Source organism: Paraburkholderia sp. JPY419, assembly GCF_050435705.1.
GTDB lineage: Bacteria > Pseudomonadota > Gammaproteobacteria > Burkholderiales > Burkholderiaceae > Paraburkholderia > Paraburkholderia youngii.
The window spans coordinates 214,406-238,693 of sequence record NZ_JBNDKV010000004.1 but is presented as its reverse complement, the minus strand read 5'-3'; the positions used below and the strand labels follow the sequence as shown (position 1 = coordinate 238,693).

General features: G+C 63.0%; 22 protein-coding genes and 2 pseudogenes. 5 read left to right on the top strand and 19 right to left on the bottom strand.

Annotation, left to right across the window (positions count from 1 at the left end; genetic code table 11):
• Positions 1-87: 87 nt before the first annotated feature.
• The 5 genes from QFZ91_RS29610 to QFZ91_RS29590 all read right to left on the bottom strand — a co-directional run bounded on the left by QFZ91_RS29610 (position 88) and on the right by QFZ91_RS29590 (position 4,391).
• A complete protein-coding gene (locus tag QFZ91_RS29610; protein WP_429569323.1) occupies positions 88-1,005 on the bottom strand; it encodes a glyoxalase in 918 nt (305 codons plus the stop codon).
• 23 nt (positions 1,006-1,028) lie between these two features.
• Complete coding sequence (locus QFZ91_RS29605; protein ID WP_429569322.1) at positions 1,029-1,475, bottom strand: DoxX family protein; 447 nt, start codon at positions 1,473-1,475, stop codon at positions 1,029-1,031.
• A gap of 1 nt (position 1,476) precedes the next feature.
• Positions 1,477-3,369, bottom strand: a complete 1,893-nt coding sequence (locus tag QFZ91_RS29600; RefSeq protein WP_429569321.1) for an amidohydrolase — start codon at positions 3,367-3,369, stop codon at positions 1,477-1,479.
• On the bottom strand, positions 3,366-3,656 hold the full coding sequence (locus QFZ91_RS29595; protein ID WP_368715087.1) for a DUF1427 family protein: 291 nt from the start codon (positions 3,654-3,656) through the stop codon (positions 3,366-3,368). The genes QFZ91_RS29600 and QFZ91_RS29595 overlap by 4 nt, the downstream gene beginning before the upstream one ends.
• Positions 3,657-3,737: 81 nt before the next feature.
• Positions 3,738-4,391, bottom strand: a complete 654-nt coding sequence (locus QFZ91_RS29590; protein WP_429570902.1) for a hydrolase — start codon at positions 4,389-4,391, stop codon at positions 3,738-3,740.
• 484 nt (positions 4,392-4,875) lie between these two features.
• On the opposite strand from QFZ91_RS29590, the pseudogene QFZ91_RS29585 reads away from it, so the two are divergent.
• A pseudogene (locus QFZ91_RS29585) lies at positions 4,876-5,111 on the top strand (transposase); the annotation flags it as partial.
• A gap of 89 nt (positions 5,112-5,200) precedes the next feature.
• Here QFZ91_RS29585 and QFZ91_RS29580 read toward each other — a convergent pair.
• Positions 5,201-5,293, bottom strand: a pseudogene (locus QFZ91_RS29580) (IS200/IS605 family transposase); the annotation flags it as partial.
• A 378-nt stretch (positions 5,294-5,671) separates the two neighbouring features.
• Between QFZ91_RS29580 and QFZ91_RS29575 the strand changes: the two are divergent.
• From QFZ91_RS29575 to QFZ91_RS29565, 3 genes are all read left to right on the top strand, one after another.
• The gene (locus QFZ91_RS29575; RefSeq protein ID WP_429569320.1) at positions 5,672-6,019 is read left to right on the top strand and encodes a cupin domain-containing protein; all 348 of its coding nucleotides are present in this window, start codon (positions 5,672-5,674) and stop codon (positions 6,017-6,019) included.
• Between the two features lie 104 nt (positions 6,020-6,123).
• Positions 6,124-6,558 (top strand): PaaI family thioesterase, encoded by a 435-nt coding sequence (locus tag QFZ91_RS29570; RefSeq protein WP_368715085.1) that lies wholly within the window; start codon positions 6,124-6,126, stop codon positions 6,556-6,558.
• Positions 6,559-7,272: 714 nt separating this feature from the next.
• The gene (locus QFZ91_RS29565; RefSeq protein ID WP_429569319.1) at positions 7,273-7,962 is read left to right on the top strand and encodes a response regulator transcription factor; all 690 of its coding nucleotides are present in this window, start codon (positions 7,273-7,275) and stop codon (positions 7,960-7,962) included.
• Positions 7,963-9,243: 1,281 nt separating this feature from the next.
• Here QFZ91_RS29565 and QFZ91_RS29560 read toward each other — a convergent pair.
• Together QFZ91_RS29560 and QFZ91_RS29555 are read right to left on the bottom strand one after the other, a co-directional pair.
• Entirely contained in the window at positions 9,244-10,293 is a 1,050-nt protein-coding gene (locus tag QFZ91_RS29560; protein WP_429569318.1) for a methyltransferase, read from the bottom strand.
• A 461-nt stretch (positions 10,294-10,754) separates the two neighbouring features.
• Complete coding sequence (locus tag QFZ91_RS29555; RefSeq protein ID WP_429569317.1) at positions 10,755-10,940, bottom strand: hypothetical protein; 186 nt, start codon at positions 10,938-10,940, stop codon at positions 10,755-10,757.
• A gap of 149 nt (positions 10,941-11,089) precedes the next feature.
• Here QFZ91_RS29555 and tssA point away from each other — a divergent pair, with 149 nt between their 5' ends.
• Complete coding sequence (gene tssA / locus QFZ91_RS29550) at positions 11,090-11,938, top strand: type VI secretion system protein TssA (RefSeq protein WP_429569316.1); 849 nt, start codon at positions 11,090-11,092, stop codon at positions 11,936-11,938.
• A gap of 233 nt (positions 11,939-12,171) precedes the next feature.
• Here the strand turns inward: tssA and QFZ91_RS29545 are convergent, their stop codons facing one another.
• The 11 genes from QFZ91_RS29545 to QFZ91_RS29495 all read right to left on the bottom strand — a co-directional run bounded on the left by QFZ91_RS29545 (position 12,172) and on the right by QFZ91_RS29495 (position 24,255).
• Positions 12,172-12,471, bottom strand: coding sequence for a hypothetical protein (locus QFZ91_RS29545; protein WP_429569315.1), 300 nt, complete (start codon positions 12,469-12,471; stop codon positions 12,172-12,174).
• Positions 12,468-12,608, bottom strand: a complete 141-nt coding sequence (locus QFZ91_RS29540; protein ID WP_368595976.1) for a hypothetical protein — start codon at positions 12,606-12,608, stop codon at positions 12,468-12,470. The genes QFZ91_RS29545 and QFZ91_RS29540 overlap by 4 nt, the downstream gene beginning before the upstream one ends.
• Positions 12,608-13,327 carry a PP2C family protein-serine/threonine phosphatase gene (locus tag QFZ91_RS29535; RefSeq protein ID WP_429569314.1) on the bottom strand — a complete coding sequence of 240 codons (720 nt, stop codon included), beginning with the start codon at positions 13,325-13,327 and terminating at the stop codon, positions 12,608-12,610. The genes QFZ91_RS29540 and QFZ91_RS29535 overlap by 1 nt, the downstream gene beginning before the upstream one ends.
• Positions 13,324-14,796 carry a type VI secretion system-associated protein TagF gene (tagF, locus tag QFZ91_RS29530; RefSeq protein WP_429569313.1) on the bottom strand — a complete coding sequence of 491 codons (1,473 nt, stop codon included), beginning with the start codon at positions 14,794-14,796 and terminating at the stop codon, positions 13,324-13,326. Before tagF ends, QFZ91_RS29535 begins: the two co-directional genes overlap by 4 nt.
• Positions 14,793-16,364 carry an ImcF-related family protein gene (locus QFZ91_RS29525; protein WP_429570901.1) on the bottom strand — a complete coding sequence of 524 codons (1,572 nt, stop codon included), beginning with the start codon at positions 16,362-16,364 and terminating at the stop codon, positions 14,793-14,795. Before QFZ91_RS29525 ends, tagF begins: the two co-directional genes overlap by 4 nt.
• 154 nt (positions 16,365-16,518) lie before the next feature.
• Complete coding sequence (locus QFZ91_RS29520) at positions 16,519-17,625, bottom strand: IS5 family transposase (RefSeq protein ID WP_429522659.1); 1,107 nt, start codon at positions 17,623-17,625, stop codon at positions 16,519-16,521.
• Positions 17,626-17,702: 77 nt separating this feature from the next.
• Positions 17,703-19,754, bottom strand: coding sequence for a type VI secretion system membrane subunit TssM (gene tssM / locus QFZ91_RS29515; protein ID WP_429569312.1), 2,052 nt, complete (start codon positions 19,752-19,754; stop codon positions 17,703-17,705).
• 4 nt (positions 19,755-19,758) lie between these two features.
• The gene (gene icmH, locus QFZ91_RS29510) at positions 19,759-21,132 is read right to left on the bottom strand and encodes a type IVB secretion system protein IcmH/DotU (protein WP_429569311.1); all 1,374 of its coding nucleotides are present in this window, start codon (positions 21,130-21,132) and stop codon (positions 19,759-19,761) included.
• A complete protein-coding gene (tssK, locus tag QFZ91_RS29505; protein ID WP_429569310.1) occupies positions 21,129-22,466 on the bottom strand; it encodes a type VI secretion system baseplate subunit TssK in 1,338 nt (445 codons plus the stop codon). The genes icmH and tssK overlap by 4 nt, the downstream gene beginning before the upstream one ends.
• Positions 22,467-22,489: 23 nt before the next feature.
• A complete protein-coding gene (gene tagH / locus QFZ91_RS29500) occupies positions 22,490-23,872 on the bottom strand; it encodes a type VI secretion system-associated FHA domain protein TagH (RefSeq protein WP_429570900.1) in 1,383 nt (460 codons plus the stop codon).
• Positions 23,869-24,255 (bottom strand): DUF6931 family protein, encoded by a 387-nt coding sequence (locus QFZ91_RS29495; protein ID WP_429570899.1) that lies wholly within the window; start codon positions 24,253-24,255, stop codon positions 23,869-23,871. The genes tagH and QFZ91_RS29495 overlap by 4 nt, the downstream gene beginning before the upstream one ends.
• Between the last annotated feature and the right edge of the window lie 33 nt (positions 24,256-24,288).

Sequence of the window (24,288 nt, the reverse complement as noted above, 5' to 3'; positions counted from 1 at the left end):
AGGGATGTCATCAAAGCGGACCGCATGGGCGCGCTCGTCAGGCATGCGCGTGGGGGCCGGCAAGCAGCCGCACGCAGCACGCCGCGCTTACTGCGCCGCTGCATGTATCTCGGCGATGTAACCACCGGGGAACTGCACGACTGCGGCTTCACGCTTATCGGAAGTGAACGGCGGGATCAGCACCGTCACCCCTGCCGCCTTCGCCTTTTGCAGCGTGTCGCTGAGATTCGTCACTTCATATCCCGTCATCTCGCGGCCGAACGGATAGGGCAAGTGGCCGTCCGTCGCTAGCACGGTCACCTTGCCGAAACCCGACTCGATCCGCACACGCCGGTACGTATCGCCCGGCCGGCCAATTTCGACGCCAGGCGCGTTGTGATCATCTGAAACAACTTTGCCATGCGAAAAAGCCACGAAGTTGCGAATCAGTAAATTGGCGCGCTCCGGCGACACGTAAACCCGGTTCTCCGGCACTGTCTGAAGGGGATCATAGTTCGGCGCCTGGTTGTGCCAGTACAACTGCATGCTGACGCCGCCAGGCCAGGTGATGATCGCGTCGCGGCCGATCGGATCGGGGAACGTCGCCACAATGACGTCAGCGTGGTGCCTCTTGGCCGATTTGACGGCGGCGTCGATATTGGTCACAAGATATCCGGTGCGCTCGCTACCGAACGGATGCGGCACAGGCGTCTTGTAGCCGAACGCCGACAACGTCCCGACAGGTGTGAAGACGAGTTGCGACATCGTCTGGCTCGATGTGGGCGTCACCTGAAAAACGCCCTGCTGTGACTTGTGGCCGCCGAAGGTTGCAACAAGGCTATCGGTGAACTTGTCGAAGTCTTCCGGAGCAATATAGACATGTGTGGTGTCGTATTGCGGCCCCACAGCGACCTGGGGTTCCGCAGTTGGCCGTGGAAGTCTTGGCGGTGTGGCCGGCGCGACTGACGATGCAGCGAGACAGATGACGCCAAGCGCTGTCGCTACCAGGGAACGGAGGTTACGCATGATGTTGAAAATCCGTTGAGTTTTTACTGAACTCCGCCATGGACGGAGGAATGTTTGATGCCGACAAGGCATGTCGCCATGACGAGCGCAGCGATGAATCCGATATGCTCGAAGAAGGCGTTCAACGCGAAAAAGTGCGCGTCGCCCGCTAAGTTCCAGAGGTCATTCGCGACGAACATCGCAACAGCCGTCAATGCGGCCAGGGCAGCCGCGTCCAGCCACACGAAGCGGTTCGCGATCACGCAGGCCGAGCCGCCAAGCTCCACGACGATTGCGAGCGCCGCCCCCAGCCATCCCGGATGCAGCCCGAAATGCTCCTGCTCAAGCACGGCGACATGAAAGTTCGCGAGCTTGGCAACGCCTCCAATCACATACGCGGACACGAGCGCCGCGCGCACCACCAGCAGCAGCCGGCGCTGCGCGAGCATCGCGGCGATCCAGTGCGGATTCTCTTGTGCGCGCGTGCTCATGTCAGACCGCCCAGCAGGCGCAGCCGAGCGCGCCCCAGAACGAGCGCAGGTCTGACGCCGGCGCGTTGTTGGACCAGGCGCGCGCGTGGTCGTGTCCATGCACGGCGCAACCATTCGAGCAGCCGCACGACGTCACCGCCATCTGCTGCAACGAAGCCTCGCCCTCGCCCTTCGAATCCTTCCACGCAGCGAAGCCCCCGAAGCGACGCACGGGCGACCAGTCGGGCATCGCCGGAGGCGGCGCGCTGTCGTCGAGATGAGCGAACGCTTCGGCGCCGAACACGATGCGGCCGCCGACAATCGTCAGATGCGAGACCATGCCCGTGATCTCGTCCTCGGGGCAGGTGAAGAAGTCGCGGTCGGGAACGATCAGGTCCGCGAGCTGACCCACCGCGATCTGGCCTTTCTTGCCTTCTTCGTTGGAAAACCAGGTGCCCTTCTCGGTCCACATCCGCAGCGCCGTATCGCGGTCAAGGCGATTGCGCTGCGGATAGAGGCGCAGGCCGCCGACCGTCTTGCCCGTCACGAGCCACGCAAGCGACACCCAAGGGTTGTACGATGCGACACGCGTCGCGTCCGTGCCCGCCGACGTTCGCACACCCTTCTCGAGCATGCGCGCGATAGGCGGCGTCGTCTCGGCTACCGCCGCGCCGTAACGTTCGAGGAAATACTCCCCCTGATAGGCCATTCTGTGTTGAACCGCTACGCCTCCACCGAGCGCCGCGATACGGTCCATCGAACGCTCGGAGATCGTCTCGGCGTGATCGAAGAACCAGTGGATGCCGTCAAGCGGAATGTCGCGGTTGACCTTCTCGAAGACATCCAGTGCGCGGCTGATGGTCTCGTCATAGGTTGCGTGCATGCGCCATGGCCAGCGGTTTTCGGCGAGCACGCGCACGACCTCTTCCAGTTCATTTTCCATCTGCGGCGGCATGTTCGGGCGCGGCTCGCGAAAGTCCTCGAAGTCCGCAGCGGAGTACACCAGCATCTCGCCTGCGCCGTTGTGGCGGAAGTAGTCGTCGCCCTGCTTGTACTTCGATGTCTTCGTCCAATTCAGGAAGTCCTGCTTCTCTGCCTTCGGCTTCTGCGTGAAGAGGTTGTACGCGAGACGCACCGTCATCTGTCCGTCGTCGGCCAGCTTCTGGATGACCTCGTAGTCCTCCGGGTAGTTCTGGAAGCCGCCGCCTGCGTCGATGACACTCGTCACGCCGAGCCGGTTCAGCTCGCGCATGAAATGGCGCGTCGAATTGAGCTGATAGTCGAACGGCAGCTTCGCCCCCTTCGCCAGCGTCGCGTACAGGATCGACGCATTCGGTTTCGCGAGAAGCAGTCCCGTCGGGTTGCCGTCGCCGTCGCGCATGATCTGTCCGCCGGGCGGCTCGGGCGTGGCTTTCGTATAGCCGATCACGCGCAGCGCCGCGCCGTTCAGTAACGCCCGGTCGTAAAGATGCAGGATGAACACCGGCGTATCCGGTGCAACGGCATTCAGTTCCGCGATCGTGGGAAGCCGCTTCTCGACAAACTGCTGCTCGGTGAAGCCACCGACCACGCGGACCCATTGGGGTGGCGGCGTAACGGCAACCTGGCGCTTCAGCATGTTCATCGCATCGGCAAGCGAGCGCACGCCGTCCCACCGCAGTTCCATGTTGAAGTTCAAGCCGCCACGCACGACGTGTGTATGGTTGTCGATGAGCCCTGGAAGAACGGAACGTCCCTTTAGGTCAATCACTTTCGTCGCCGAACCGGTCAACGACATGACGTCGGCATTGTCCCCAACGGCAATGATTTCCCCGTGCTTGATGGCGACCGCGCTCGCGGTCGGGTTCGCCCGGTTCAGCGTCGTGAAGCGGCCGTTGTGCAGGATGAGGTCAGGGGCTGTTGCAGATGCTGTCATGAGCGTATTTCCTTGCTATTGGCTTTTTCGCGGCTGGCCTGTTCGACGGTATGCCGGCTCGGCAGCACGCCGGGCACGTGCGCTGCTCCGCGTGACTCGTTCAGAGCCGTCGGAAGCCGCGAGCCGAAAAGAAGATGCTTGCTTACGGGAATGATCTGCTCGCCGCCAAGGATACCGAGCAGGCCGACGAGCGCGACGAGCGGCGGCGCTGGCGAACGCAAATGCATCAGGCTGTAGATGACACCAACCAATATGCCGGCCCCCAGTGACAACAGATACACTTTCATCAACTCACCTTGCTCGCATCGTCGATTATGAAAACAGCGGCTGGCGCTCGAACGCGCCAGCCTTGCCACTTTTACGTGAGGTCAGTGACCCTCGCTGCCGCCGAACATGGTCTTCGCATAGATCAGGCCGAGACCGTAACCGCCACCGTGCTGGATCGACGTCGCCACCGTCCGGTTATATGTTTCGCTGCGCGCCCAGTCGCGCTGCAGTTCGAGCAGGTATTGCAGCGACGTCATCGGGCGCGCGCCCAGCTGGATCATCCGCTCCATGGCGCAATCGTGCGCTTCGTCGGAGACGTCGCCGCAGGCATCGGCGATCACATAGACTTCGAACCCCTGTTCGAGCGCCGAGAGCGCCGGTCCGACGATGCAAACCGATGTCCACAGTCCGGCGAGGACGATCTTGCTCTTCCCGTTGGCGTTGACGCGCTCGGCAATGCGCGCGTCTTCCCATGTATTCATGGTGGTGCGGTCAACCACGTCCGCTTCGGGGAACACCGAGCGGATCTCCTCGAACATCGGGCCCGAGAAGGTCTTCTCGGCGACCGTCGTGAGAATCACCGAAACGTTGAACTCCTTCGCCGCCTTCGACACCAGCGCTGCGTTGTTGCGCAGCGAGACGGCGTCGATCGATCTGGTGGCGAACGACATCTGCGACTGGTGATCAATCATGATCAGCGTGTGGTTACTTGGGTCGAGCAGTGTCTTGCCTGGTTGGGCTTTGGCTGTGGGCATCATTGCCTCCTTTAAATTGCCGGTTGTTACTGGAAAGAAGGGGGTGTCCTCGATCAATGCTTCGTTCGGAGTATTCATTGTCAGTTTTCCTTTGGGAAGGGATGTTCATCAGCGCGGCCTGCTGGATTGCTGAAAACCCCGTGGTTACCACTCCATAACAACGCCTCGAACGTTACTCAAACGTAGTCGTCTATATTCGCGGCAACCGAGCGTGTAAGCAGTTCGTCGACCAGAGAGCTCGAGAAAGCAAGGGCCCGTCGTTCCTACGGCCTCTCGGTCCCAACGCGGGAGGGAGGCGTCCCTGTCGCGCGCAGTTGGAAATTAATACAGCGACGCAGTTAGGAATTGATACACCTCGTTGTAGGGTTGCCCCTTTTGGTCGGCCCGTGAAGTCTAGACGCTCAGCCCCACGGAAAACCATTATCCAAACGTATACGCGCGATATCCACCGATGACTGCAGCGACCGTTCGTAGAAAGACTCGCGCGCTCGTGGCAACGATTGGTGATGCCGAGCACGTTCGCAACGGACGGCAACTCGCTGCGTACCTCCGTCTCGTCCCACGGCAGCACTCCAGCGGCGGAAAGCAAAACCTGCTCGGCAGCAGCAAGCGTGGCGATTTCTGCGGGTGCTGCTGATCCACTGGGCCCGTTCGGTGACCTTATGTGAAGGGTGGGTGCATGAGCTCATTCGCCCCCGCAATCACAACGTCGCCGCGGTCGGGCATGAAAGCTTGGCAAGCAGTCGCAAGCACTCCGAGCATTAAGGTCCGCCCACGCAAATAGGTACGTCACTCTGGAGCGCCACGGTGTTCACCAGCAGGTGGACGCGACCGTCCTCACGATCACACTCCACCAGTTCCGCCTCGAAGTCGGCGCAGACGCTGGAAAAGATGCTGTGCAGGTCGCCGAGCTGAACCAAACCAAGTATCTCTTGAGCAGCGACGACTGCCAATGGTATCGATGACGGCGACTGCAACATCTGCCGGACGAAGATGGCTGCCTTCCGCTGACGGGTCATGTAACGAGGTCGAGTTGGGCACTCGGAAATGTATCCATGACAATTATTTGATTGTAGTGGGGGTTTGCGCATAGCATCTTCTCACTACTCTCACCAACATGCATGAAACGCGACGTCATGCGTATTGCGATTGTGACCTTCGAATTCGTTTCCACACTGGCCCTCCTGACGATTGAGGGACTCCACAGAGCCGTGCCGGCAGGCAACACGCGGCAGGATGAAGGCACCAAATCCCCTTGTTCAACTGTTTGCTAAGGCTACATGACCATCCAGCACATCAAGAAGACAACGAACACGCCGGAACTCGAATCCTGGGGCTCCGTCGGCATTCCGTTGAGCGATCCCGCCTGCGAGCTTCGAGGCATCAAGAAGGTCATTCCCGGAAGGGAGGCGATCGACACGGGTGTCTGGGAGTGCACGCCTGGACGCTTCCGCCGACAGATTACCGAGGGCGAGGTGATGCACATTCTGGCCGGGCGCGCCACTTTTACACCGGACGACGACCATCCGATCGCGATCGAGACCGGTGACACCGTGTTCCTCTCACCCAACACCGTCGGCATCTGGGACATCCAGGAAACGGTGCGTAAGGTCTACGTCCTTCTTTAGTCTCGAGTGTTCGAAAGATCTCAAACGACTGCTGCCCGCCGCGCACCTAAGCAGCAAGTCATTGTCGGATCGGTGCTCGTTTGAATAGGACATGAGAGGAAAGGATGAATCCGCTGGAAATGAGCGGTCTTGAATTACTGCGCGCCGCCGCGTCCGGCCGCTTGCCACAGTCTTCGATGGCCAAGACGATTCCGATGTCGTTTGCAGAGGTCGACATGGGGTATGTGAAGATGACGGCGCGCGCTGGTGTCCAGCATCTGAATCCAATGGGTGGCGTGCACGGCGGCTTCGCGGCAACCGTACTCGACTCCGTGACGGGTTGCGCCGTGCAATCGGCGTTGGAGGCCGGCGTTGGTTACGGCACGATAGACCTGCAAGTGAAAATGCTGCGACCTGTGCCGCGCGATCAGGACGTCATGGCGGAAGGCCGGATTGTCCACGTCTCGCGGAACCTCGCAACCTCGGAAGGCACGTTGATATCCCGCGAGGGGAAGCTTCTGGCGACGGCGACGGCAACTTGCTTTTTGAAGAGAGGCTAAAGCGGCGAAGGTCAGGTGATGTGCCTGTCTGCGGCAGTAGATGACTGGTCGTTTTTCTTGGCTGAGGGAATGAAATGAAGACTACCGCCCGTCGCGGGCTCGAGGCTGTTTGCCAGGAAACCCGAGTCTCGAAATTGAGGATCGCAGCGCGGCGATCCGGAGCGCATCGCCGCGAACTTCGAGACATGGAGCAGTCTCTTCGACGAGTGCATTGCCGCAGCGCAAAGCACAGGTGACGTCAGCAACCGACTGCCGGCGTCGATGCTGGCCCTGCCGAGCAGTGCTGGCGGCGTAAGTAACGCCATCTAGACCTTGCGCCAGTCGTACTCGGTCGGCCAATAACGTGCGAGTTTCTGCGTGGTCGCGAGCTGGTCGCTTGCACGAGGCCTCGCATAGGTGCAGTGCTGAACACGAACCGTGTCGCGGAATAGGCACAGCTGACGCAAGCCTAAATGTATCCATGACAATTCTTGGCTTGTATTGCTTGCCAAGCCTATCATGCGTAACTGCCTGCCTCGACCTGCCGTACCCCGTCGGCATTGTCATTGCGGACCCGGGCAGACATCACAAGGATGGAATTCGTGCGGATAATGAAGCGGCCTTTGCGGGAGTGTGACGCAAAAAGCGCATTTCGGTGGTTTCGTGATTTAGGTTCTGGTGCCATAAATAAATGGCAAAAATTGTGCGCCGAGGGTGCCTACTGCGGAGTTGCCAATGGCCCCAATCCGTGCAGTTGAACGTGAATTCGAGTTGCCGCCGGAGCAAGCGACGCCGGTCGTCTTCGTCGTCGACGACGACGTCTCATTGCGTGAGTCGCTCGAAGCAATGGTTCGCTTCGCCGGTCTTAGGGCAGAGACGTTTGCTTGCGCGCAGGACTTTCTCGGACATCCGGCCGCCAGGGTGCCGAACTGCCTGGTGCTGGACGTCGGTCTTCCCGATCTCAGCGGCCTCGACTTGCAGAATCGTATTGCATCCGAGCGTACCGACATGCCAATCATCTTCATCACCGGCTACAACGACGTATCGACGACGGTGCGGGCCATGAAAGCTGGAGCAGTTGAATTTCTCACCAAGCCCTTTGACGACCAGGTCCTGCTCGATGCCATCCGGCACGCCATCGAGTTAAGCCGTGCGGCGATGAGGGAGGCGGCGGAGTTGCAGGCGATCCAAGATCGCTACGTTTCACTAAGTCGACGCGAGCGCGAGGTCATGACGTTGGTGGTGACCGGCCTTCTGAATAAGCAGATAGCGGGCGAATTGGGCATCGCGGAGATCACGGTGAAGGTGCATCGCGCGCAGGTCATGCGAAAGATGAACGTCCGCTCGCTTGCCGAACTGGTCAAAATCGCCACGAAACTTAATCCTGACCGCGCGCCTAGGGCAGCGCTGCAACGCGCAGCGTGAGGGACGGGGCGTGGGTCGCGAAGCCAATCAGGCGGCACATGGCCATGTGTGCGCAACTGTATCGTTGCAAGGCTTGGTCAAGGTAGGCTCGGCTCGGCGCGCCGACCGAGGGCGATAGTCCATTTCGGAGCGCTATTCGGCGCATGCGGCCCCGTGTTTCCCGGTGGAGTGTCATGTTCGCGACGCCGCACGGTTGCAGAAGGAGGCCGGCACGCAAGGCAGCCAATGGATCATGGTGGACGCGCTCATCCCCAGCGCTGCGTAATCCGTAGTCGCGCGGGCGCACTCGGACTGTTCCTGCACGTCGTTCAATTCACCGTTCCGCGAGTGCTGTCTTCAATGCGCTTTGATGTCACGCCCAGACGCCGAACTGCGCGGGGAACGCTGAGTGCGCTGAACCATAACGAGGCGCACAAGACCGCAAAGAATTCTCCCACCGCCATCAGCAGGAGGGCGCCGACCGATCGCGGGTCCACTGCCAGGTTGAAGCGAACGATAGCCCGACGCCGGCGGCAATAAAAAGGACAGCGAGACGAAACCGAAATGCGTCGGCCTCAGTGGAAGGATAGTCCTTGCTCGCTCCGACGAAGACACGAACGACTTCCATGCAAGTGCGAGACCGCTCAATTAGTGAAACGCGTAGTTCTTCGTGCTGTTCAAATGTCGCTCTTCGGTCTGAAGTCTGAAGGGAAGCCGACGCTCGCCGGTCATACCGGAATGGCTCAGTTTGGCCGACTACAGTCCCATGCGTTTTGCATGCATTCGTGCCTGTGTGGTGCTGCGGTGACCGCCCTAGAGCGACCCCTCTTGGTCCTTCGGGCGGTTTCGTGAATAGTCACTACTCTGCGACAAATCGCCAGATTCTCCTTTCCCGCTTTGGAATCCGATGCTTATCATATCCGAGACGAATCCCGGAGCATGACCTCGAGCAGATGCGTGTATCCGGCATGGTTTCAGTTGCTCTGTGGCGCGCTCGAATTATTCAGTGCCCACGGATAGCCCGCCTCCCTCGCACGCGCTCGAATCCCAATGTCAGCTCAACCTTAAGAAGCCACCACTTAGCCGCCGTGCAGGTCAACGGCCGAATTGGGTCGACAGTACGCACTCGTTAAACTCGGCAGCAGTCGTTCGGCACCGGCCTTGGTCGAACGACTGGTGACCAGGCGTATCCGCGTCGTCACACGAACATCAGCAGTGGCCGACTAGCGCGCGTTGCGCATCGGGCGGGTTTCGGAGTGGACCAGCCGTTCGAGTGACCACAGCATCCCTGCGCCTGCCTCGCTACCGGATTCCGATAATCATCGAGTTTTGCCCGACCAGCGGCTCGACTTTAACCTCCCGGAAACCTGCCTCGGTCATCCATCCACGGCACTGCCTGGCGGTATAGTCGAAACCACCGGGGGTCTCGATCAACATGTTCAAACTCATCAGCAAACCGAAAGCGTTCCGTCTGCGCTCGTCGTCAATCACCGCGTCGTAGACGATCAAACATCCGCCAGCAGGCAGCGCCTCGTAACTCTTCGCGAGCAACTCGCGCTTCTGTTCGAGATTCCAGTCGTGAAGAATATGTCCCATCACCAGCACGTCGGCCGAAGGCAACGCGTCTTTGAAGAAGTCGCCTGGATGAAAGTGAATTCGATCCTGTAGATCGTTCGCCGCAATGTAGTCGTTGAACACGGGACTGACCGCGGGCAGATCGAACCCAATACCCGCAAGATGCTCGTGCGCACGCGCGACCTCCGCCGCCAAGGCACCCTGCGCAGTACCGACGTCGACGAACGAGCGATAGTTCTGCCATGGAAACTTCTGCGCAATCTCTTTTGCCAGATCCAGGCTCACGCCGGTCATCGCGCCCAGAAACTCACGGAGCCCGCGTTCGTCCTGATAGATTGCGTGGAACGGGTCACCGCCCTGCTTTGCTTCGTTCTGCGGTAGCCCGGTGCGCAGCGCTTCGGTCAGCGAACCCCAGAACGGGTATAAGCGGTTGTTGGTCATGAGCAACATTCCTCCGATACAACCCGGCTTTGCTCTGTCTAGAAACGCACCCGCGTCAGCCGTGTTCCGGTACAGGCCGTCGTCTCGATTCAGGACCCCTAGCGCAACCAGAGCATCGAGAAAGTCCAGCGCCGATCTCGGATGCAACTGCAATTCCTCGATCAGTTGGGTCGCATTGCGGGGGCCCTTTCCAAGAACCGTGAACAGGTCAAGTTCGACCGCGGATAGCAGCGTCTTTGAGGCCCAAAACCCCATCGCCAACTGAAGCAGCTTTTGGGGAGAGTCGGCGGATGCACTCCCGGTTTCAGACGTGAAGGTGCTCGATTGCGTTTCCATTGGCTTATTTCCTTTCGCAGAGGTACTAAGGTGTTCCCCGCTGGCCTTGCTTCGCTATGTGAATCTTCTTCTGAAACGTACCGACTCCGTTGGCGACGACGACTTCCTGGCGAATGTCGAATTGCCTGTTTGCAACAACAGAACACTGTGCCGGCGAACATTATTCCCCGCTTGCCTCACATTCCCCACATCGGCAACGCGTCGTTACGTTGCGCGATGTCGTGCCAGCGCCGCCACGTCCCCAGCCTCCAGTCACATGAATCGTCAGACGCTATGAGCTTTCCCGCAGCGCCTGGTAGGCAAGTCCGGTAGACATGCGCTTTTCTGTAATCGCTAGTGCACGTTCGGTGACCGTCGCGAGGATGTCCGCCGGCGCTGTTTCGAATCGGACTGGAATGGTGGCTGCGGATCGTAGGCCATATAGAGTTGCGCCCCTTCTCTGGCGACTCATCGCTGCTGGTTTACGCCTGCCAGGCGTATTGCCGGAACATCTCCTCGAGCGGCGGGTTGGTGACGCTGCCGGTATAGTTCGTCATGGTCGACGCTGCGACGACCAGGATGACATCGAGCACCAGAGCCTGTTCGAACCCGGCGGCCGTAAAGGATGCAACGTCCTGATCGTCGAGACGGCCACGCTTGTCGATCAACGAATAGTGATGTACCGGAGCCTCGCCAATTACATCGCACGCAATAGAAAGGTGCTCGCTGACCGAAGATTGGATGACACGGAACAAACACCGGGTGTTAGCTGTTATGTGGTTGTTCTCTCCGGCCTTTACTTCCTCGCGAGTCAGTCATGACGCTATTCGATCCAGACAAACTGCTACGTCCTGTCGATGACCATTCCCCGACAGGCGATAACCTCGAATACGACCCGGAATTCATCGCGCTCGAACAGATCGCAACGCCGATATCCGAGCGGGCGATGGGCGACAGCCTGAAGGCCGCCGTAGAACCCGACTGGGACAGGGTGGCAAGCGCCGCCGAGGCTTTATTCAGCCATACCAAGGATCTGCGCGTAGCGATCCATCTGACGGCTGCCGCGGCCCGCATACACGGCGTCGCAGGTTGGAGCGCCGGCCTTGGGCTGGTTCGTGGTCTGCTGGAGCGTTACTGGAATGAGGTGCACCCCCAGTTGGATGCCGACGACGACAACGACGTGACGGCGCGCTCCAACGCGATCAGGCCACTTGGCGATCCCCGGAGTGTGCTCGCGTATTTTCGCAAGGCGCCCTTCGTGACCTCGCCTCGGCTCGGCCGCTTTTCGTTGCGCGATCTGCGCATCGCGACGGGCGCAATCGATCCGACGCCATCCGCCGAGGGCGCGCCGCCGACACTGCCCGAGCTCGAAGCGTGCTGCATGGATTGCCCCGTCGACCAGTTACCCGCTGCGTCAGCGGCGCTTGCCTGCGCGCTGGATCACGCGCGCGCCATCGCTGCGATTGCGAGCGAAAAGCTGGGTGCGGCTGGGCCCGATCTGAACCAGCTCTGCTGGCGATATCGAAGAACTGAAGAAGTTCGTCGATACGCAATTGTGGAGGCGCTTTCCAGAACTCGGCGAAGCACACACCTTAGGATTGGCGTCGGCCGGCGAGGACGCGCCCGGCGAGCATCCACTCGCCAAACCGGGCCCCCGGCGCGATGATGAAAAAAATAACGGGCGAATCCGGGGACCTGACGACATCGCCCTGCGTCTCGATGAGATCTGCGAATACTATAAACATCACGAACCGTCCAGTCCGCTTCCGGTCCTACTCAAGCGAGCCCGACGTCTGGTCGGCAAGAGCTTCGCGGAGGTCCTGAAAAACGTCGCACCCGGCAGCCTTGCGGAACTGCAGACGCTGACCGGGCCCGAGGAAGAATAAATGCCGCGGGCCGCTATCGAGCAAAGGCCGACCAGCAAAACAGCACGGTGCTCACCACGACTACGCAGAGCAGCAACGCGCACGCGCCAAGCAGCCTGACACTGTAGCCCCGGCGCGGTGCCGCCCCTTCAGCACTGCGGGCGCCGTCGGCCGCCCGCCCCTCGCTATTGCCGGCACCCGCAGTATCCCTAACCATCGATTCGAGCAAGACGCGGCGGCGTTGCCGATATTCGTTGCGCTGAATCCGCTGCAAGCGATGAGCTTCGTCGAGCGCACGCAATGCTTCGTTGACCTGTTGTTCGTCCACGCTCATTCCTGCCGCCTCCTCTTTCCATCGCCGGCACTTCCGGGCGTGTGCTCGTTCAGCGCCTCGCTCTTGTCGAGCGCTCCGCCGAGGCCGCGCTCCCGTTGCTGCATGCCGTTGCGATTGGCGAGCTTTTCGTAGGACATCACGATGCTTCAAACCGCACGATGACGGCGGAGATGTTGTCGCGCGCCTGGCGTGCCAGGGCGAGCTCGAACAGGCACTCGATCTGCAGGTCTGGACTACGCGGCTGACGAAAAGTCGCCGTCAATTCGCCGTCGCTCAATTCCTTGTTGACGCCATCCGAGCACAGCAGAAATTGCAGGCCGGGACGGCTGGCGGCAACGGCCCAGTCAACGTAGAGCGTTTCATGGGCTCCAACTGCCCGGGTCAGCGCGCCCGCGCCGGCGCCGGTCTGCGCGCCGCGTCCAGCATGCATGACGTCAATCGGCAGAACTTCCGCGTGGTCGCGGGTGAGTTGCGTCAGTGCGCCGTTTTCCTGCACGTACACCCGGCTATCGCCGACCCAGCCGCACAACACGAACTGCGGATCATGCACCAGCAGCGCGACGGTCGAGCCGATCAGGTCGGCTCGCCGCGTGGCGGCGGCCTCGCGCAGTTCGGTGTTCACCTGCTGCAGACCGTCTTCGATCGCGGCAATGAAATCGAACACGTCTTCATTGCGTTTCAGCGCGCCGAGCCGCTCGACGATCAGCGCGCTCGCATAGTCGCCCGCGCAATGGCCGCCCAGACCATCGGCCACCGCCCACAGTCCGAGGTCCTCGCGAACGAGAATCGCGTCTTCATTGCGGCTGCGGACGTTGCCTGTCTCGGTGCGGCCCGCGGAGCGGCAACGCGTCGTCATGAGCCGACTCCGATCACGGCCAGCGGCCATTGCTCGGGCCGCCCGGCTAGCCCCGCGCACGCCGCGAGATGCAGGCGGGCGTCCTCGTTCGTGGGCAAGGCCAGCGCATCGCTCAGACACGCGCGCGAAAGCTCGGTGAGCGCGCGCGTGACGAGCAGCAGCAGCCGGTCCCCGTCCTCGAGCGTGACGCACGCTTCGTCGCAATCGGGCTCTTCGGCGGCACCGATGCCCGGCATCGTGAGCCAGGCATTGCCGAACAATAGATCGTCGAATTCGCCGCCCGCGCCGGCCGCCCGCTCGACGAACAGCGGTTGTAACTGGCCACGCCGGTAGTGCCAGGCAGCCACCGCGCCGACGCGCAGCAATCGCACCTGCGCCGCGTCGAAACGCGCGACGAGGGCGGCGCCGTTTTCTGTTGCTGCGTGGCGTGCATCGCGCCGGGGCTCGCGCAATTGCGCGTGCAGCGCCAGCAGGCCGGACCGCAAACCGGGCAGATTCGCCGCGCAGCGCTGCGCCGTCTCGCGAATGGCGCGGGCCGCGTCTCGCTGCGGGTGGGACGGCCCGTCGTTGGCGCTCAGCACCAGCGTGCGGCCGTCGTCGAGCAGCAGTAATGCGTCATCGGGGTCCGCAGAGGGATGGACTGCCGACACGGCTTCGGGCAACGCTTGATCGTCAATATGCGACGCAAGCGGGGCGCACGCCCTGTATGCCGCGTCCAACGACGGCACATTCGTCGATGGATCACCGGAGGCTGCCCCGCTGAATGCCAATCCCTCGACGTCCAACGGATCGCACGTCTCATGCATCGCCACCGGGTCCAGCAACGCCACATAGCTCAGCGGCAAGCCGCGTGTGGCGAGCAGGCGCCCGGCGCCCTCGGTCCACCAGAGGCACCAAGGCCCCGGCCGCCGGCCGAGCTGCGACCAGGCTTCGGCAAGCATCACCGCTGCGGTTACGCCTTCGGGCAGCGCCAATTGCCATTGGCCGCCATCCCACGGCAGCGCGCGCCAGAGCGTGGCCATGTCCGTCGCCGGTTCCGCGCGCGTCTGCGGACCGGGCAATGCCGCCACGCGCGCGTCGAACGTTTCGACGCTCACGGCTTCGCGCTGTGCGCCGCGATAGACGCGCTCGAGTGCGTCGAACCATGCGTGATTGCCGAGCAGCGTCGCGATATCGCTGCCGCAGGGCGCAGCCAGCACCATTGGAAAGGCTCGGCCGAGCCGGTCGTGAGCCGGGCCGATCAGCCCACACCATGCGACGTTGCCGCACACCCCTGCGGGCAGCACGAAGCGCCACGCCGCGCCCTGCCGCCACGCGCCGTGCCAGTGCGCGCCGAACTCGCGGCATCCGGCTTCGATCGCGCGCTGGAAGTGACGGTCCCAGCTTTCGACGAATGCGGATGGCAGCCGCCGCTGAACGAAATCGCCCGCACCGGGCAGCTTGCCGAAGAAGCCGACGCCGCCGTTCATCGCGGGCACCTGAAACGCCGGACCGCATCGTTGAGAAATGGGCTCTGCAGACTCGCCGGCGCGACAGGCAACTTCGCGGCATGGCCGCCGAAGTCGAAACTCGCCAGATAGCGCAGCTCGCTCTGCCTTTGCAGATGGCCCGCATCGAGAGCGTGAAAGAGTGCCCACTCGCCGTCGAACTTCAGCGGCGTACCGACGATTTGCCCCGACGCGTCGAACGCGCTGACGACCACATGCCCAGGCTGCGGCCCGGGCCAAGTCATCTGCATGCTGGCGGGACCATTACCCGCACTACCGGTGTAGTCGTACTTCTGCCCGTCGACCTCGACAGTCAGCCTCGCGATCGACGGGTCGAGCTGCGGCGCGAGCAGCGTAAAGCCGACCTGCGGCTGCGCGCCATTGCGGAAATAGATCTGGCGGATCGCGTCGGCGGTCTGCGCATCGCTCAGCACGGCATCCGGGGCGGCAGCAGAGCCAGGCTTCCAGCGCCAGTTGCGACCACTGGTATCGACGGATCTCGCAAGCGTCGACTTGAAGAAGCTGTCGAAGCGGCCGCCGCTGCCAAACAGCTCCGCGAAATTCTGCAAGGGAACATCCGATGTGCCGTTCGACGCGAACGGATAGCGTCCGTCCACGAGCCTCGCACAGTCGTTGCCCGCCGCTTCGCGAAACTGGCTCGCGAGCGCTGCGCTGCCGCCGCTTGCGACGAGTTCCACGCTCTTGCCTGTCAAGCCAGAGATCAGCGTAGCCACCTGCGGCGGCAACTGTTCGCTCTCCTGGCGCGCCGCGAGCACGGCCGGGTTGTTCTGCGTGCCGGGCGCGCTCAGGTCGGTCATCGTGAGCAGGTTCTTGCCGAGTTGGTCGAGCACGGTGCTCATCTGATCGAGCGGCGTCGAACCGGGTGTGCCGACGCTCACCTGGTTCAACTGTGCGAAATGCGCCTCGATGGCGGCGCCCGGCTGGCTGGCCGACGCCTGGCCCGAACCCACGCCAGCGTTTGCGGCATTTGCGCCGCGGCTGCCCGGTGGCCCGTTCGGCAGCATCGCGCCCGCACCACGCAGCTCGCGTGCGAGACGCGTGTTCAGCGCGCGTCGCGTGACGAGGTTCTCGCCGACCGTCGCCGCCTCCGCACCCACCGCCGACGCCGACGAAGCCGGCGTTGCACCGTCGACCGCAGTACCGCGCAACATATCACTGGTGTTGTCACGCACGAGATGCAACAGCGCCTTTAGCGGCGAACTCGGGCCTGACAGTTTCGCGGCCAGCGCACTCGCGCCCTGAATATCGGACACCGGCTGAAGCTGGAGATCGGACAGCAGCGCGTCCCATGCCTTGATGTAATCCTGCTCGTACAGCGTCAGCACTTGCTGCTCATAACGCGAGCGAGCGAGCGGATCGATGCGGCTGGCGTTGAACACCCAGTAGTCTTTCACGAAACCGTCCACCGACCGATCGATTCCGCCGTACGCCTGGGCGGCGAATACCGGCCTCGTGAACAGTGCGGGAAACGGCTGCGAAAGTGGTGCACCGCTTTTCCGGTTGAATACATTGCCAAGAAGTCCTAGCAGGCTGTTGAAAAGCGCCCCGTCATGACGACCGAAGCTACGTTCAGGAGACTTGCGCGTGCAATTTCCCGCTGAATTGCCGGTTTGCCGCGCGATCCGCGCGGGGCATGCGCACGCATGCAGCCCCGCTGGCGCGCAGTCTTCACGCCGTGACGGCTCATCGCGCCGCTCCTTGCGGCACCACCCCTGGCATTCGGGCCATGCGGGTCAGATTGCTCGCAACCATCGTCAGCTTGAAGTGCTGGTCGACGCGCTTGATACCGCGATAGACCGTCTGCCGGATCCGACCGACCGTTTTACCCCAGCCGAAATGCTCTTCGATTCGTTTGCGGATGATCTGGCTAATCCGGTAGCCCGTATGCCGCGAAGTGCGACCATCGATTGCGCTGCCGCCCCAACGCTCATCGTTGCGCGCGACATGCGGTGTCACGTTGCGAGCGCGGCAATCGTTCACGAAGTCGCGGGTGTCATACGCCTTGTCGGCACCAACTGTCTTCGCATGAGCGCCTGGCACGCAATCGAGCAATTGCAATGCGCTGGCCCGCTCGGCGAAACCATCTGCGTGACTCACCACGGCGCCGACCACCAGCCCCGAGCGATTCTCCATCAGGATGTGCCCGTGGTAGCACAGGATGGCCGGGCTCTTGTGGCTCTTCTTGAACAATCGCGCCTCCGGATCAGTAGTCGACTCGTGCGTGGCATTGCTACGTCGCTCGCCTTTCCAGTCAGTGTCGGCGTTGCGGCCACCGCCGGCTGGCGGACCATCGTCCGGGCCGTCCTTGCGGCGGAAGCTCTTGTGACTGGCCCACGCCTGAATCAGCGTGCCGTCCACCGAGAAATGCTCTCTCGACAGCAAGCCCCGCTTGTCCGCCAGGCTCATGACTTCGGTGAAGAACGCTTCCACGACTTCATGCTCCAGAAGCCGGTCGCGGTTCTTCGAGAACACCGAGTGGTCCCACACCGCGTCCTCAATCGCCAGCCCGACAAACCAGCGGAACAGCAGGTTGTAGCGCATCTGCTCCATCAGCATGCGCTCGCTGCGCACCGAGTAGAACACCTGCAACAGCAGCGCCCGCATCAGCTTCTCAGGCGCAATCGAGGCACGGCCGGTGTCCGCGTAGATGACGCTGAACAGCCCGTTGAGCCGTTTCAACGCGTCATTCACCAGCAACCGGATCGGTCGCAACGGGTGATCTGCCGGGACGAAGTCCTCGAGCTTGACCGTCGTGAACAGGGGTTCCTGCATCTCATCCATTCCGCGCATCGCATCCGCTGCCAAAGATCATGAACACGATATCCATAACGCCCGTCCCTCAAACCCCGTTTACACGGGACCCAAATTCAACAGCCTGCTAGAGACTGATCGAGACGCACCGGCGGCGCACCCGAACGATTCGCGTCGAGCTGGACGCTGCCGTAGATCAGCGTAGCGAGATCGGCCGTCTTCAGCGTCGCCCGTGCCTGATCGATCAGCGCATTGTCGAGTGTCAGCGCGCGCGGCTTTACCGGATCGTCGACCAATGCAGAAAAGTGCTTGTCGAGCGCCTTCCGGATCGTCGGGTCCTGCGGGAACAGACGTTGCCATTCGATGCGGGCGAGCGCGGCCAGCTCGCCAGGATCGAAATGCTGAGGCTGGCCCAGCATCAGATAGCCCTTCAGGTAGTCGTAGAGCGACTGCGCATCGTTCGCGCTGGCGCTGAGTCCTTCGCGAAAGCGCACGCCCGCGCCGGGCAGCAAAGTGCCATCCAGTTCGCGCAGATACGCGCGATGCACCTGCTCGAATAGCGCGTGCCCCTGGAACAGGCCTAAGCGCATCAGCCATGGCACATGGCCCTGATATCGACCCGCGACGTCCTGTGCGCCGGAGATGACTTCGAGGCGAGCAAGCGCACGCGCGAAATAAGCGTTGATGTCCGGTGCTGCGGCGAGGCTGCTGGCGGGCGGCAAACCTTCCAGCGAGTCCCGGACCTGCGCGACGTAAAGGCGGTTGCGCGTGTAGCTGGTGGCGAAGCCGCCAATCAATAGCGTCGTGACGAGCGCGATGCCCAGGTACGCGCCGGTCTGCATCAGAAGCATCCGCCGTTCAAGCCGCGGATTGGTGCCGACGAGGCCCGACTCGCGGAACAGCACTTCTTTCAGCAGCCGCTCGACGAAAAAGGTCCGCGCTTGCGTGCTGCCGCCCTGCACGCGTGCAGCGTCGACGCCGAAGGTGCGCGCGACCGCGCTCAGCATACGGTCGATGGGCGCGTCCTGCTGGGTGCCGGAGGTCAGATAGACGCCGCGCAGCAGCGGTGTTGCGCCGTATTGATGCCGCCCGAACACGCCTTCGACGAACTGCCGGGCGATTTCGCGAAACGCCCCGAGCTGCTGCGGAAAGCTGAGCACGGCGGCGCGCCGGCTGCGATCGCGCTCTCCATGCAAACGCTCGATCACACGCGTATTGAGACGCTCCAGCAAGAGGTCGAACTCGTCCGCGAAGCACGCACAGGCGCCGCCTTCGATACCCGCCGCGACGGGAAACGTCATGCCCCAGACCTGGCTGCGCAGATCAGGCCCGAGGTCGTCAAAGAACTCGGTGAAACCCGCCACGAGATCGCACTTGGTGAACACGAGGTACACCGGCACCGCCACCTTCAGATGCTGAGCGAGTTCGTCCAGGCGCCGACGCACCGCGCGCACGTGCTGTTGACGCGCAGCTTCGTCGAGTGTCAGCAGATCGGACACGCTCATCGTCACGATCACGCCGTTCAACGGACGGCGTCGCCGGTACCGGCGCAATAGCGACAGAAATGCCAGCCATGCCGAAGCATCGGCGGTCGCATCGGAGTCCTGCGTGGTGTAGCGGCCCGCGGTGTCCAGAAACACAGCCTCGTCGGTGAACCACCAGTCGCAGTTGCGCGTGCCGCCGATGCCACGCAGCGCCTCCTTTCCAAAGCGCTCCGACAGCGGAAACTCCAGGCCGGAATTCTGCACCAGCGTGCTCTTGCCCGAGCCTGGCGGACCGATCACGACATACCAGGGTAGCGCATAGAGATTGCTGCCGTTTTTGCGTGTCTTGCGCAACGTGTCGATCGCTTCGCGAAAGCGCAGCCGCAACTGCTCGCGCTCGGCGCCGGCGGGATCCCCGGCGGGAAGCTCGGCGTCCTGGCCCGCAAGCTCGCCAGACAATTGCGACGTCTTGCGCCGCGCGCGCCATTGCAGCGCCTGCTCGTAAAGCAGCCAGGCCAGCACGAGCGCGAAGATCAGCGCGAGCCGCGCTGCGGGGCTCGCGAGCGGTTGCCGTGCGCCGATGCCCAGATAAGGACCGCCCAGCCAGATCAGCGCAGCGATCAGCAGCAGGCCGATCGCGACGGGGAACCACCGGGACGTCACCCAGTTCTTCAGCGTTTTCATGGGCTCAGTGCTCCGGGATATACAGGATTTCCACGCGCCGGTTACGCGCGCGGTTCGCCGGTAGATCGACCGGCGTCGCGATCGGCTGCGAGGAACCGGCGCCGCTCGCTTCGAGGCGATTGGGATCGTCGAGTCCTTGCGCGAGAATCCGCTGCGTGTTTTGTGCGCGCGCCGTGGAGAGCGCGAAGTTGTCCTTGAAGGACAGCGAACGCACGGGCTGGTCGTCCGTGTGGCCGACCACGATCACCCGGCCCTTCAACTGGTTCAGCGCCCACGCGATCCGGTGCAGCAACGGCACGACGTCGGGTGCGATGTCGGCGCCACCGGACGGAAACAGTTCGGCGGCGGCGAGACGCACAGTGTCACGACCGTCGGATTGCTCGTCAACGCTCAACTGGCCCGCCTGCTCCTGCGGCGCGAGCAGTTGCTTGAGCGTCATCCGTGCAGCCGCGGGTGCGGGCGCGATGCCTTGCGGCGGCGGCGCGTTTTCCAGACCGATCGCGGCAAGCTGCGCGCTGACTGGCGCGGCGAACGCGTTGAGCTTCGTGAAGAACACCAGGAACGCTCCAAGCAGCACGACGGCCGCCGCCGATGCAGCCACCCACAGCGGCACATGCCGCATCACAGGATTGCGGCGGTCTTCGACACCGCGCCAATGTGGCGCGAGCTCGGTGGCGGGCGCTTCGCGCAGACCGCGAATGCGCCGATAGAGATCGTCCTGAATGTCAGCGAGACGCGCGAGGCCGCCTGGCTCCACGAGATAGCGCCCGCCAAAGCCCAGCGCAAGACAGATGTACATCAGCTCGATCAGATCGAGATGGCGCGAGAAGTCGACGCTCAGGCGATCGAGGATCTGGAAGAACTTCGCACCGCCGTAGGCCTCGCCGTGAAAGGTCACGAGCAAGGTCTTTTGCGCCCAGCCGCTCATGTCGCCCCACGGTGCGTTGTTCACCGCCTCGTCGAGCATCGTGCAGAGCACATAGCGCGCCGCCATGATGGCTTGTGTGTCGACGCCGGCGGACTGTGCATGGCGCTCGAAACTGCGAACCTGGGCGACGGCCTGCTCGCGCAGACGGCCAACGTCGGCCGGCGGCGATACGCTGTGCCGCAACTGCACGGTCAATAGCAGCAGCGGATTGGCCGCGCGCACGAGCGGATTGCCGGCACCGCTCAGGAAGTCACTCAGTTCGGCGCGCAGCGGCGCCTTGCCCGGCGATTGTGATGAGCGGGTTCCCTGTATGACGCGCGAGGCCGGCGGTATGGGCGACACGATATGGGTGCCGTCGTCGGTGTGGGCGCTGGCAGAGCGCTGCGGGCGCACCATCGTGGCATTGCTATCCTGGGCCGCGTTGCCGGCACGATCGTTGTTGGCGTTCATGCGCGTACGGCCCACAGTTGCAGGTCAAGACCGGCGAAGCCGCTGCCGAAGTGCATCGCGATGCCGCCCGACGTCTTCAACATGCGCCACATCGGCGAGTTTCTGTCGCACTCGAAATAGAGAAATCCGGATGTGTACGGCAACTGGCGCGGCGCGACCGCCATCGGCGACACGCCGATGCCCGGCAGTTGCAGGTTCACCAGATCGCGGATTTTTTCCACGGGACCGATCTTCGATTGCGCGGGCAATTGCCGGCGCATGTCCTCCGACTTCAGGTCCGCCTTTGCCGCAAGCACGAAAGTGGCGGTGTCAAGCAGCGTGACATCGGGCACCATGCCCACCCACACGCCGTATTTGCGTTGCTGTAACGCAATCGCGACTGCACTCTGTTCGAGCACCGCACTCAACGCGATACGCAGCGCCGCAATCACCGGCTCGAAGCTTTCGCGCAGCAGTTCGTGCCGATACGGGGGGAAAGCCCGCGCGCGCTTGCCTGGCGCGGTGAACGTGGCCAATTCTCCGCCCAGTTCCAGCAGCAGCCTGTAAAGCGCTTCGGGATGCAGCAGCGGTGCTTGCGCGAGATGCGCGACGAGCGGCTGATAGCGGTTGATCACCTGCAGCATCAGAAAGTCCGCAATTTCCGCGGCGCCGCCCCGATCGGTCTCGGCCACGCGTCCCGCTAGCGCCTCGCCGCGCTGATGCAGCAGCCCGAGCAGTTCGGACATGAACGTCACGAGCCGTGCGGCCGCTTCGGTGCTCTGCGCAGTCGGCATGAAACCCTCGTCGAGCATCACCCGCCGGTCTGCACGGCATTCGACGACGCGCGCCAACGGAATCCGCATCAGACCTTCCATCGGCTGCGACTCGGGTAAGAGCCGCGTGCTCATGCCGGCCACCTCGAGCGCGGTCGCGCCTTCCATGCTGCCCGACGCATCGTGCACTTCGGTTTCGCGCACGCGATAGCGGAACAACTGATCGCCACCCGTGTCGGGCCATGCGCTGTCCGGCTGGGTGCGCGAGCGCAGCGGCAAGGTCAGATGCACGATCTGGTCGCGCCAGTTCGGATCGATGTCGAGTGGCGGCGGTAGCGGATCGTCGCCGGGCATCGCAAACGGCGTGCCGTCGGGAAACACGCCGCGTGCACGCTTGATGCCGAGTTTGCCGATTGCGAGCAGATCGCTTTCCACTTCGAGTTCGTGAAAGCCCCATGCGTGCGGACGCAGGCTGCCCGCGCGCAGTTCCACGTAACGCTCGAAATAGCGTTCCTGCTGCTGCATGTGCTGCGGCCTGAGAAACAGGCCTTCGCTCCAAATCACCTTGTTGCTCTGGGTCATGTCGATGTGCCTGGTAAGGGTTGTCAGACGTCGCGCCGCTTTTTCAGGCTTCCGAGCTGTTCCTCGTAGGCGCGTGCGAATTCATCTCCGAACAGCCGCTGGAAGCACTCGTCAGGGTTCCTGGTGACTGTCTCGAACTGCTCCTTGTAGCGCTCCCAATAGCGCGGCCTTCTCCCAAGTGAAAAGCGACGCATACTGCCTCCGGTTTCCTGTTCGACGCGGGCCGGATCGAAATGCGCGAGCAGCGACCGGAACGCTGAGCGCACGCCGGCGAGCATCGCCATCTGGTGATTGCGGATGTCGTCGGCGGCATCGTTGAGCGCGGCGCGGCCAGACAGGAATCCGCCATCAGGCGGCGCAAGCAACCGCTGGACGGCATCCTGCGCGGTCGGCGCGAATTTCAGCGGGTTGTTTTCCGAACGCTGGATCAGCGTCGCGGGCAAGCGGAAGCTGTTCTTCAATTCGGCCCGCGCGCGCAGCACGTCCATCATCGCCTCGACGGCGATGTAAAACATTTCCTTCAGCTCTGGGGCCATGTCCGGAGCAGCGGGCGAATGCTGTGGCGATGGCATTTGCGACGGCACACGGTGCTCGCCGGCCGTCGCGGATGCCTCCTCACCAGGTTTGGACAGCACCGGCTCGCGACGCGCCGCGACCAGACTCGCGGCCGCGTCCCAGTCTTCCGGGAGCACGGAGCCTTCGAGCCGCGCGGCCTCGGTCTGTGGTGGCCGAAAGCGGTCGGCCGCCGCTGGCGTGTGATTCCATCCGGGCGCTGCGGACATGCGCGGCGGCGGCTCGTCGGCGTAGGACGACGGCGCGTCGAACAACGCTAGCGGATCCAGACTCGCACCGGGCCGTGATCCATCGGCGACATCTGGAATCAGGCCTTCGGATTCGCCTACGTGCTCCGCCGGCGTAGTGCGTCGCGGCGCGAGCAGCAGGCTCAGATCCAGCGCATCGTCGTTGCGCGCAGGCGCGCAAGCCGGCATCGGCGCGGACGACATAGCGGGTGCCGTTCGCACCGGATCGTGCGAATCGTGCGGATCGTCCAGATCGCCGCGCATCTTCGCTTCAGTTTCATCGTTTCCGCTCAAGCGGACGCTGATCTCGAACGTATCGATCAGCAACCGGTCACCTTCCTTGAGCGCTGCCGGGTCGCCCTTTCGCAGCGGCGTGCCATTCATCGACATGCCATTGGTGCTGCGATCCTCGATGAAATAGATGCCGTTCAGGTAGCGCACCAACGCATGCAGACGCGAGACGCCCTCCGCGCCAAGCGTCCAGTCGCACTCGTCGGCGCGGCCAATGCTGCCGTCGCGGCAGTCGAACACCCGCTCGAGGCGCGCGCCAGCCTGGCCCGCCCGCTCGGCTTCGATCGAGAGAATCAGCCGTTGTGCGGCACTCATTGCAGGCCTCCATCGATACCCTCGGGAACACCCAGGAGGCCCAGTGCATCGCGCGCAAATGCGGCACGGCGCGCATCGAACTGCGCGGGAACCAGCGCGGCCAGGTAATTCACCGCCGCCGTCGCCGCAAGCGCGCTCAGGTGTTCCGGCGGCGGCGTTGGTCGCTCGTGATCCGGGTTCAGGTTGCCGCCTGCCCATCCCGCGGCGGCGGCCGTCCACGCGCCGATCGTCTGGTAGCGGTGGGCCTTCGCGAACGCGAGCGCCGCGGCGCATTGCGCCTCCACGGGATCGCGCAGCCACGCTTCCGCCAGGCGCGAGACCCGCGCGGTCGTGCTCGTCGAGCGTTTGACGGCGGCCGCACTGGCACGCCCACGCCACCACATAGCGATGCGGCAGCAGACGGCTGAGCAGGCTCA

What these genes read in the sequence shown, in the direction of transcription:
- QFZ91_RS29535 (WP_429569314.1), bottom strand. Translation starts at nt 13,327, where the DNA reads ATGACGACGCGTTGCCGCTCCGCGGGCCGCACCGAGACAGGCAACGTC.
- tagF (WP_429569313.1), bottom strand. Translation starts at nt 14,796, where the DNA reads ATGAACGGCGGCGTCGGCTTCTTCGGCAAGCTGCCCGGTGCGGGCGAT.
- QFZ91_RS29610 (WP_429569323.1), bottom strand. Translation starts at nt 1,005, where the DNA reads ATGCGTAACCTCCGTTCCCTGGTAGCGACAGCGCTTGGCGTCATCTGT.
- icmH (WP_429569311.1), bottom strand. Translation starts at nt 21,132, where the DNA reads ATGAACGCCAACAACGATCGTGCCGGCAACGCGGCCCAGGATAGCAAT.
- QFZ91_RS29570 (WP_368715085.1), top strand. Translation starts at nt 6,124, where the DNA reads ATGAATCCGCTGGAAATGAGCGGTCTTGAATTACTGCGCGCCGCCGCG.
- QFZ91_RS29595 (WP_368715087.1), bottom strand. Translation starts at nt 3,656, where the DNA reads ATGAAAGTGTATCTGTTGTCACTGGGGGCCGGCATATTGGTTGGTGTC.
- QFZ91_RS29520 (WP_429522659.1), bottom strand. Translation starts at nt 17,625, where the DNA reads ATGCGCGGAATGGATGAGATGCAGGAACCCCTGTTCACGACGGTCAAG.
- QFZ91_RS29565 (WP_429569319.1), top strand. Translation starts at nt 7,273, where the DNA reads ATGGCCCCAATCCGTGCAGTTGAACGTGAATTCGAGTTGCCGCCGGAG.
- QFZ91_RS29545 (WP_429569315.1), bottom strand. Translation starts at nt 12,471, where the DNA reads ATGAGCGTGGACGAACAACAGGTCAACGAAGCATTGCGTGCGCTCGAC.
- QFZ91_RS29540 (WP_368595976.1), bottom strand. Translation starts at nt 12,608, where the DNA reads ATGTCCTACGAAAAGCTCGCCAATCGCAACGGCATGCAGCAACGGGAG.
- QFZ91_RS29575 (WP_429569320.1), top strand. Translation starts at nt 5,672, where the DNA reads ATGACCATCCAGCACATCAAGAAGACAACGAACACGCCGGAACTCGAA.
- QFZ91_RS29605 (WP_429569322.1), bottom strand. Translation starts at nt 1,475, where the DNA reads ATGAGCACGCGCGCACAAGAGAATCCGCACTGGATCGCCGCGATGCTC.
- tagH (WP_429570900.1), bottom strand. Translation starts at nt 23,872, where the DNA reads ATGAGTGCCGCACAACGGCTGATTCTCTCGATCGAAGCCGAGCGGGCG.
- QFZ91_RS29495 (WP_429570899.1), bottom strand. Translation starts at nt 24,255, where the DNA reads ATGTGGTGGCGTGGGCGTGCCAGTGCGGCCGCCGTCAAACGCTCGACG.
- QFZ91_RS29600 (WP_429569321.1), bottom strand. Translation starts at nt 3,369, where the DNA reads ATGACAGCATCTGCAACAGCCCCTGACCTCATCCTGCACAACGGCCGC.
- QFZ91_RS29560 (WP_429569318.1), bottom strand. Translation starts at nt 10,293, where the DNA reads ATGGAAACGCAATCGAGCACCTTCACGTCTGAAACCGGGAGTGCATCC.
- tssA (WP_429569316.1), top strand. Translation starts at nt 11,090, where the DNA reads ATGACGCTATTCGATCCAGACAAACTGCTACGTCCTGTCGATGACCAT.
- tssK (WP_429569310.1), bottom strand. Translation starts at nt 22,466, where the DNA reads ATGACCCAGAGCAACAAGGTGATTTGGAGCGAAGGCCTGTTTCTCAGG.
- tssM (WP_429569312.1), bottom strand. Translation starts at nt 19,754, where the DNA reads ATGAAAACGCTGAAGAACTGGGTGACGTCCCGGTGGTTCCCCGTCGCG.
- QFZ91_RS29590 (WP_429570902.1), bottom strand. Translation starts at nt 4,391, where the DNA reads ATGCCCACAGCCAAAGCCCAACCAGGCAAGACACTGCTCGACCCAAGT.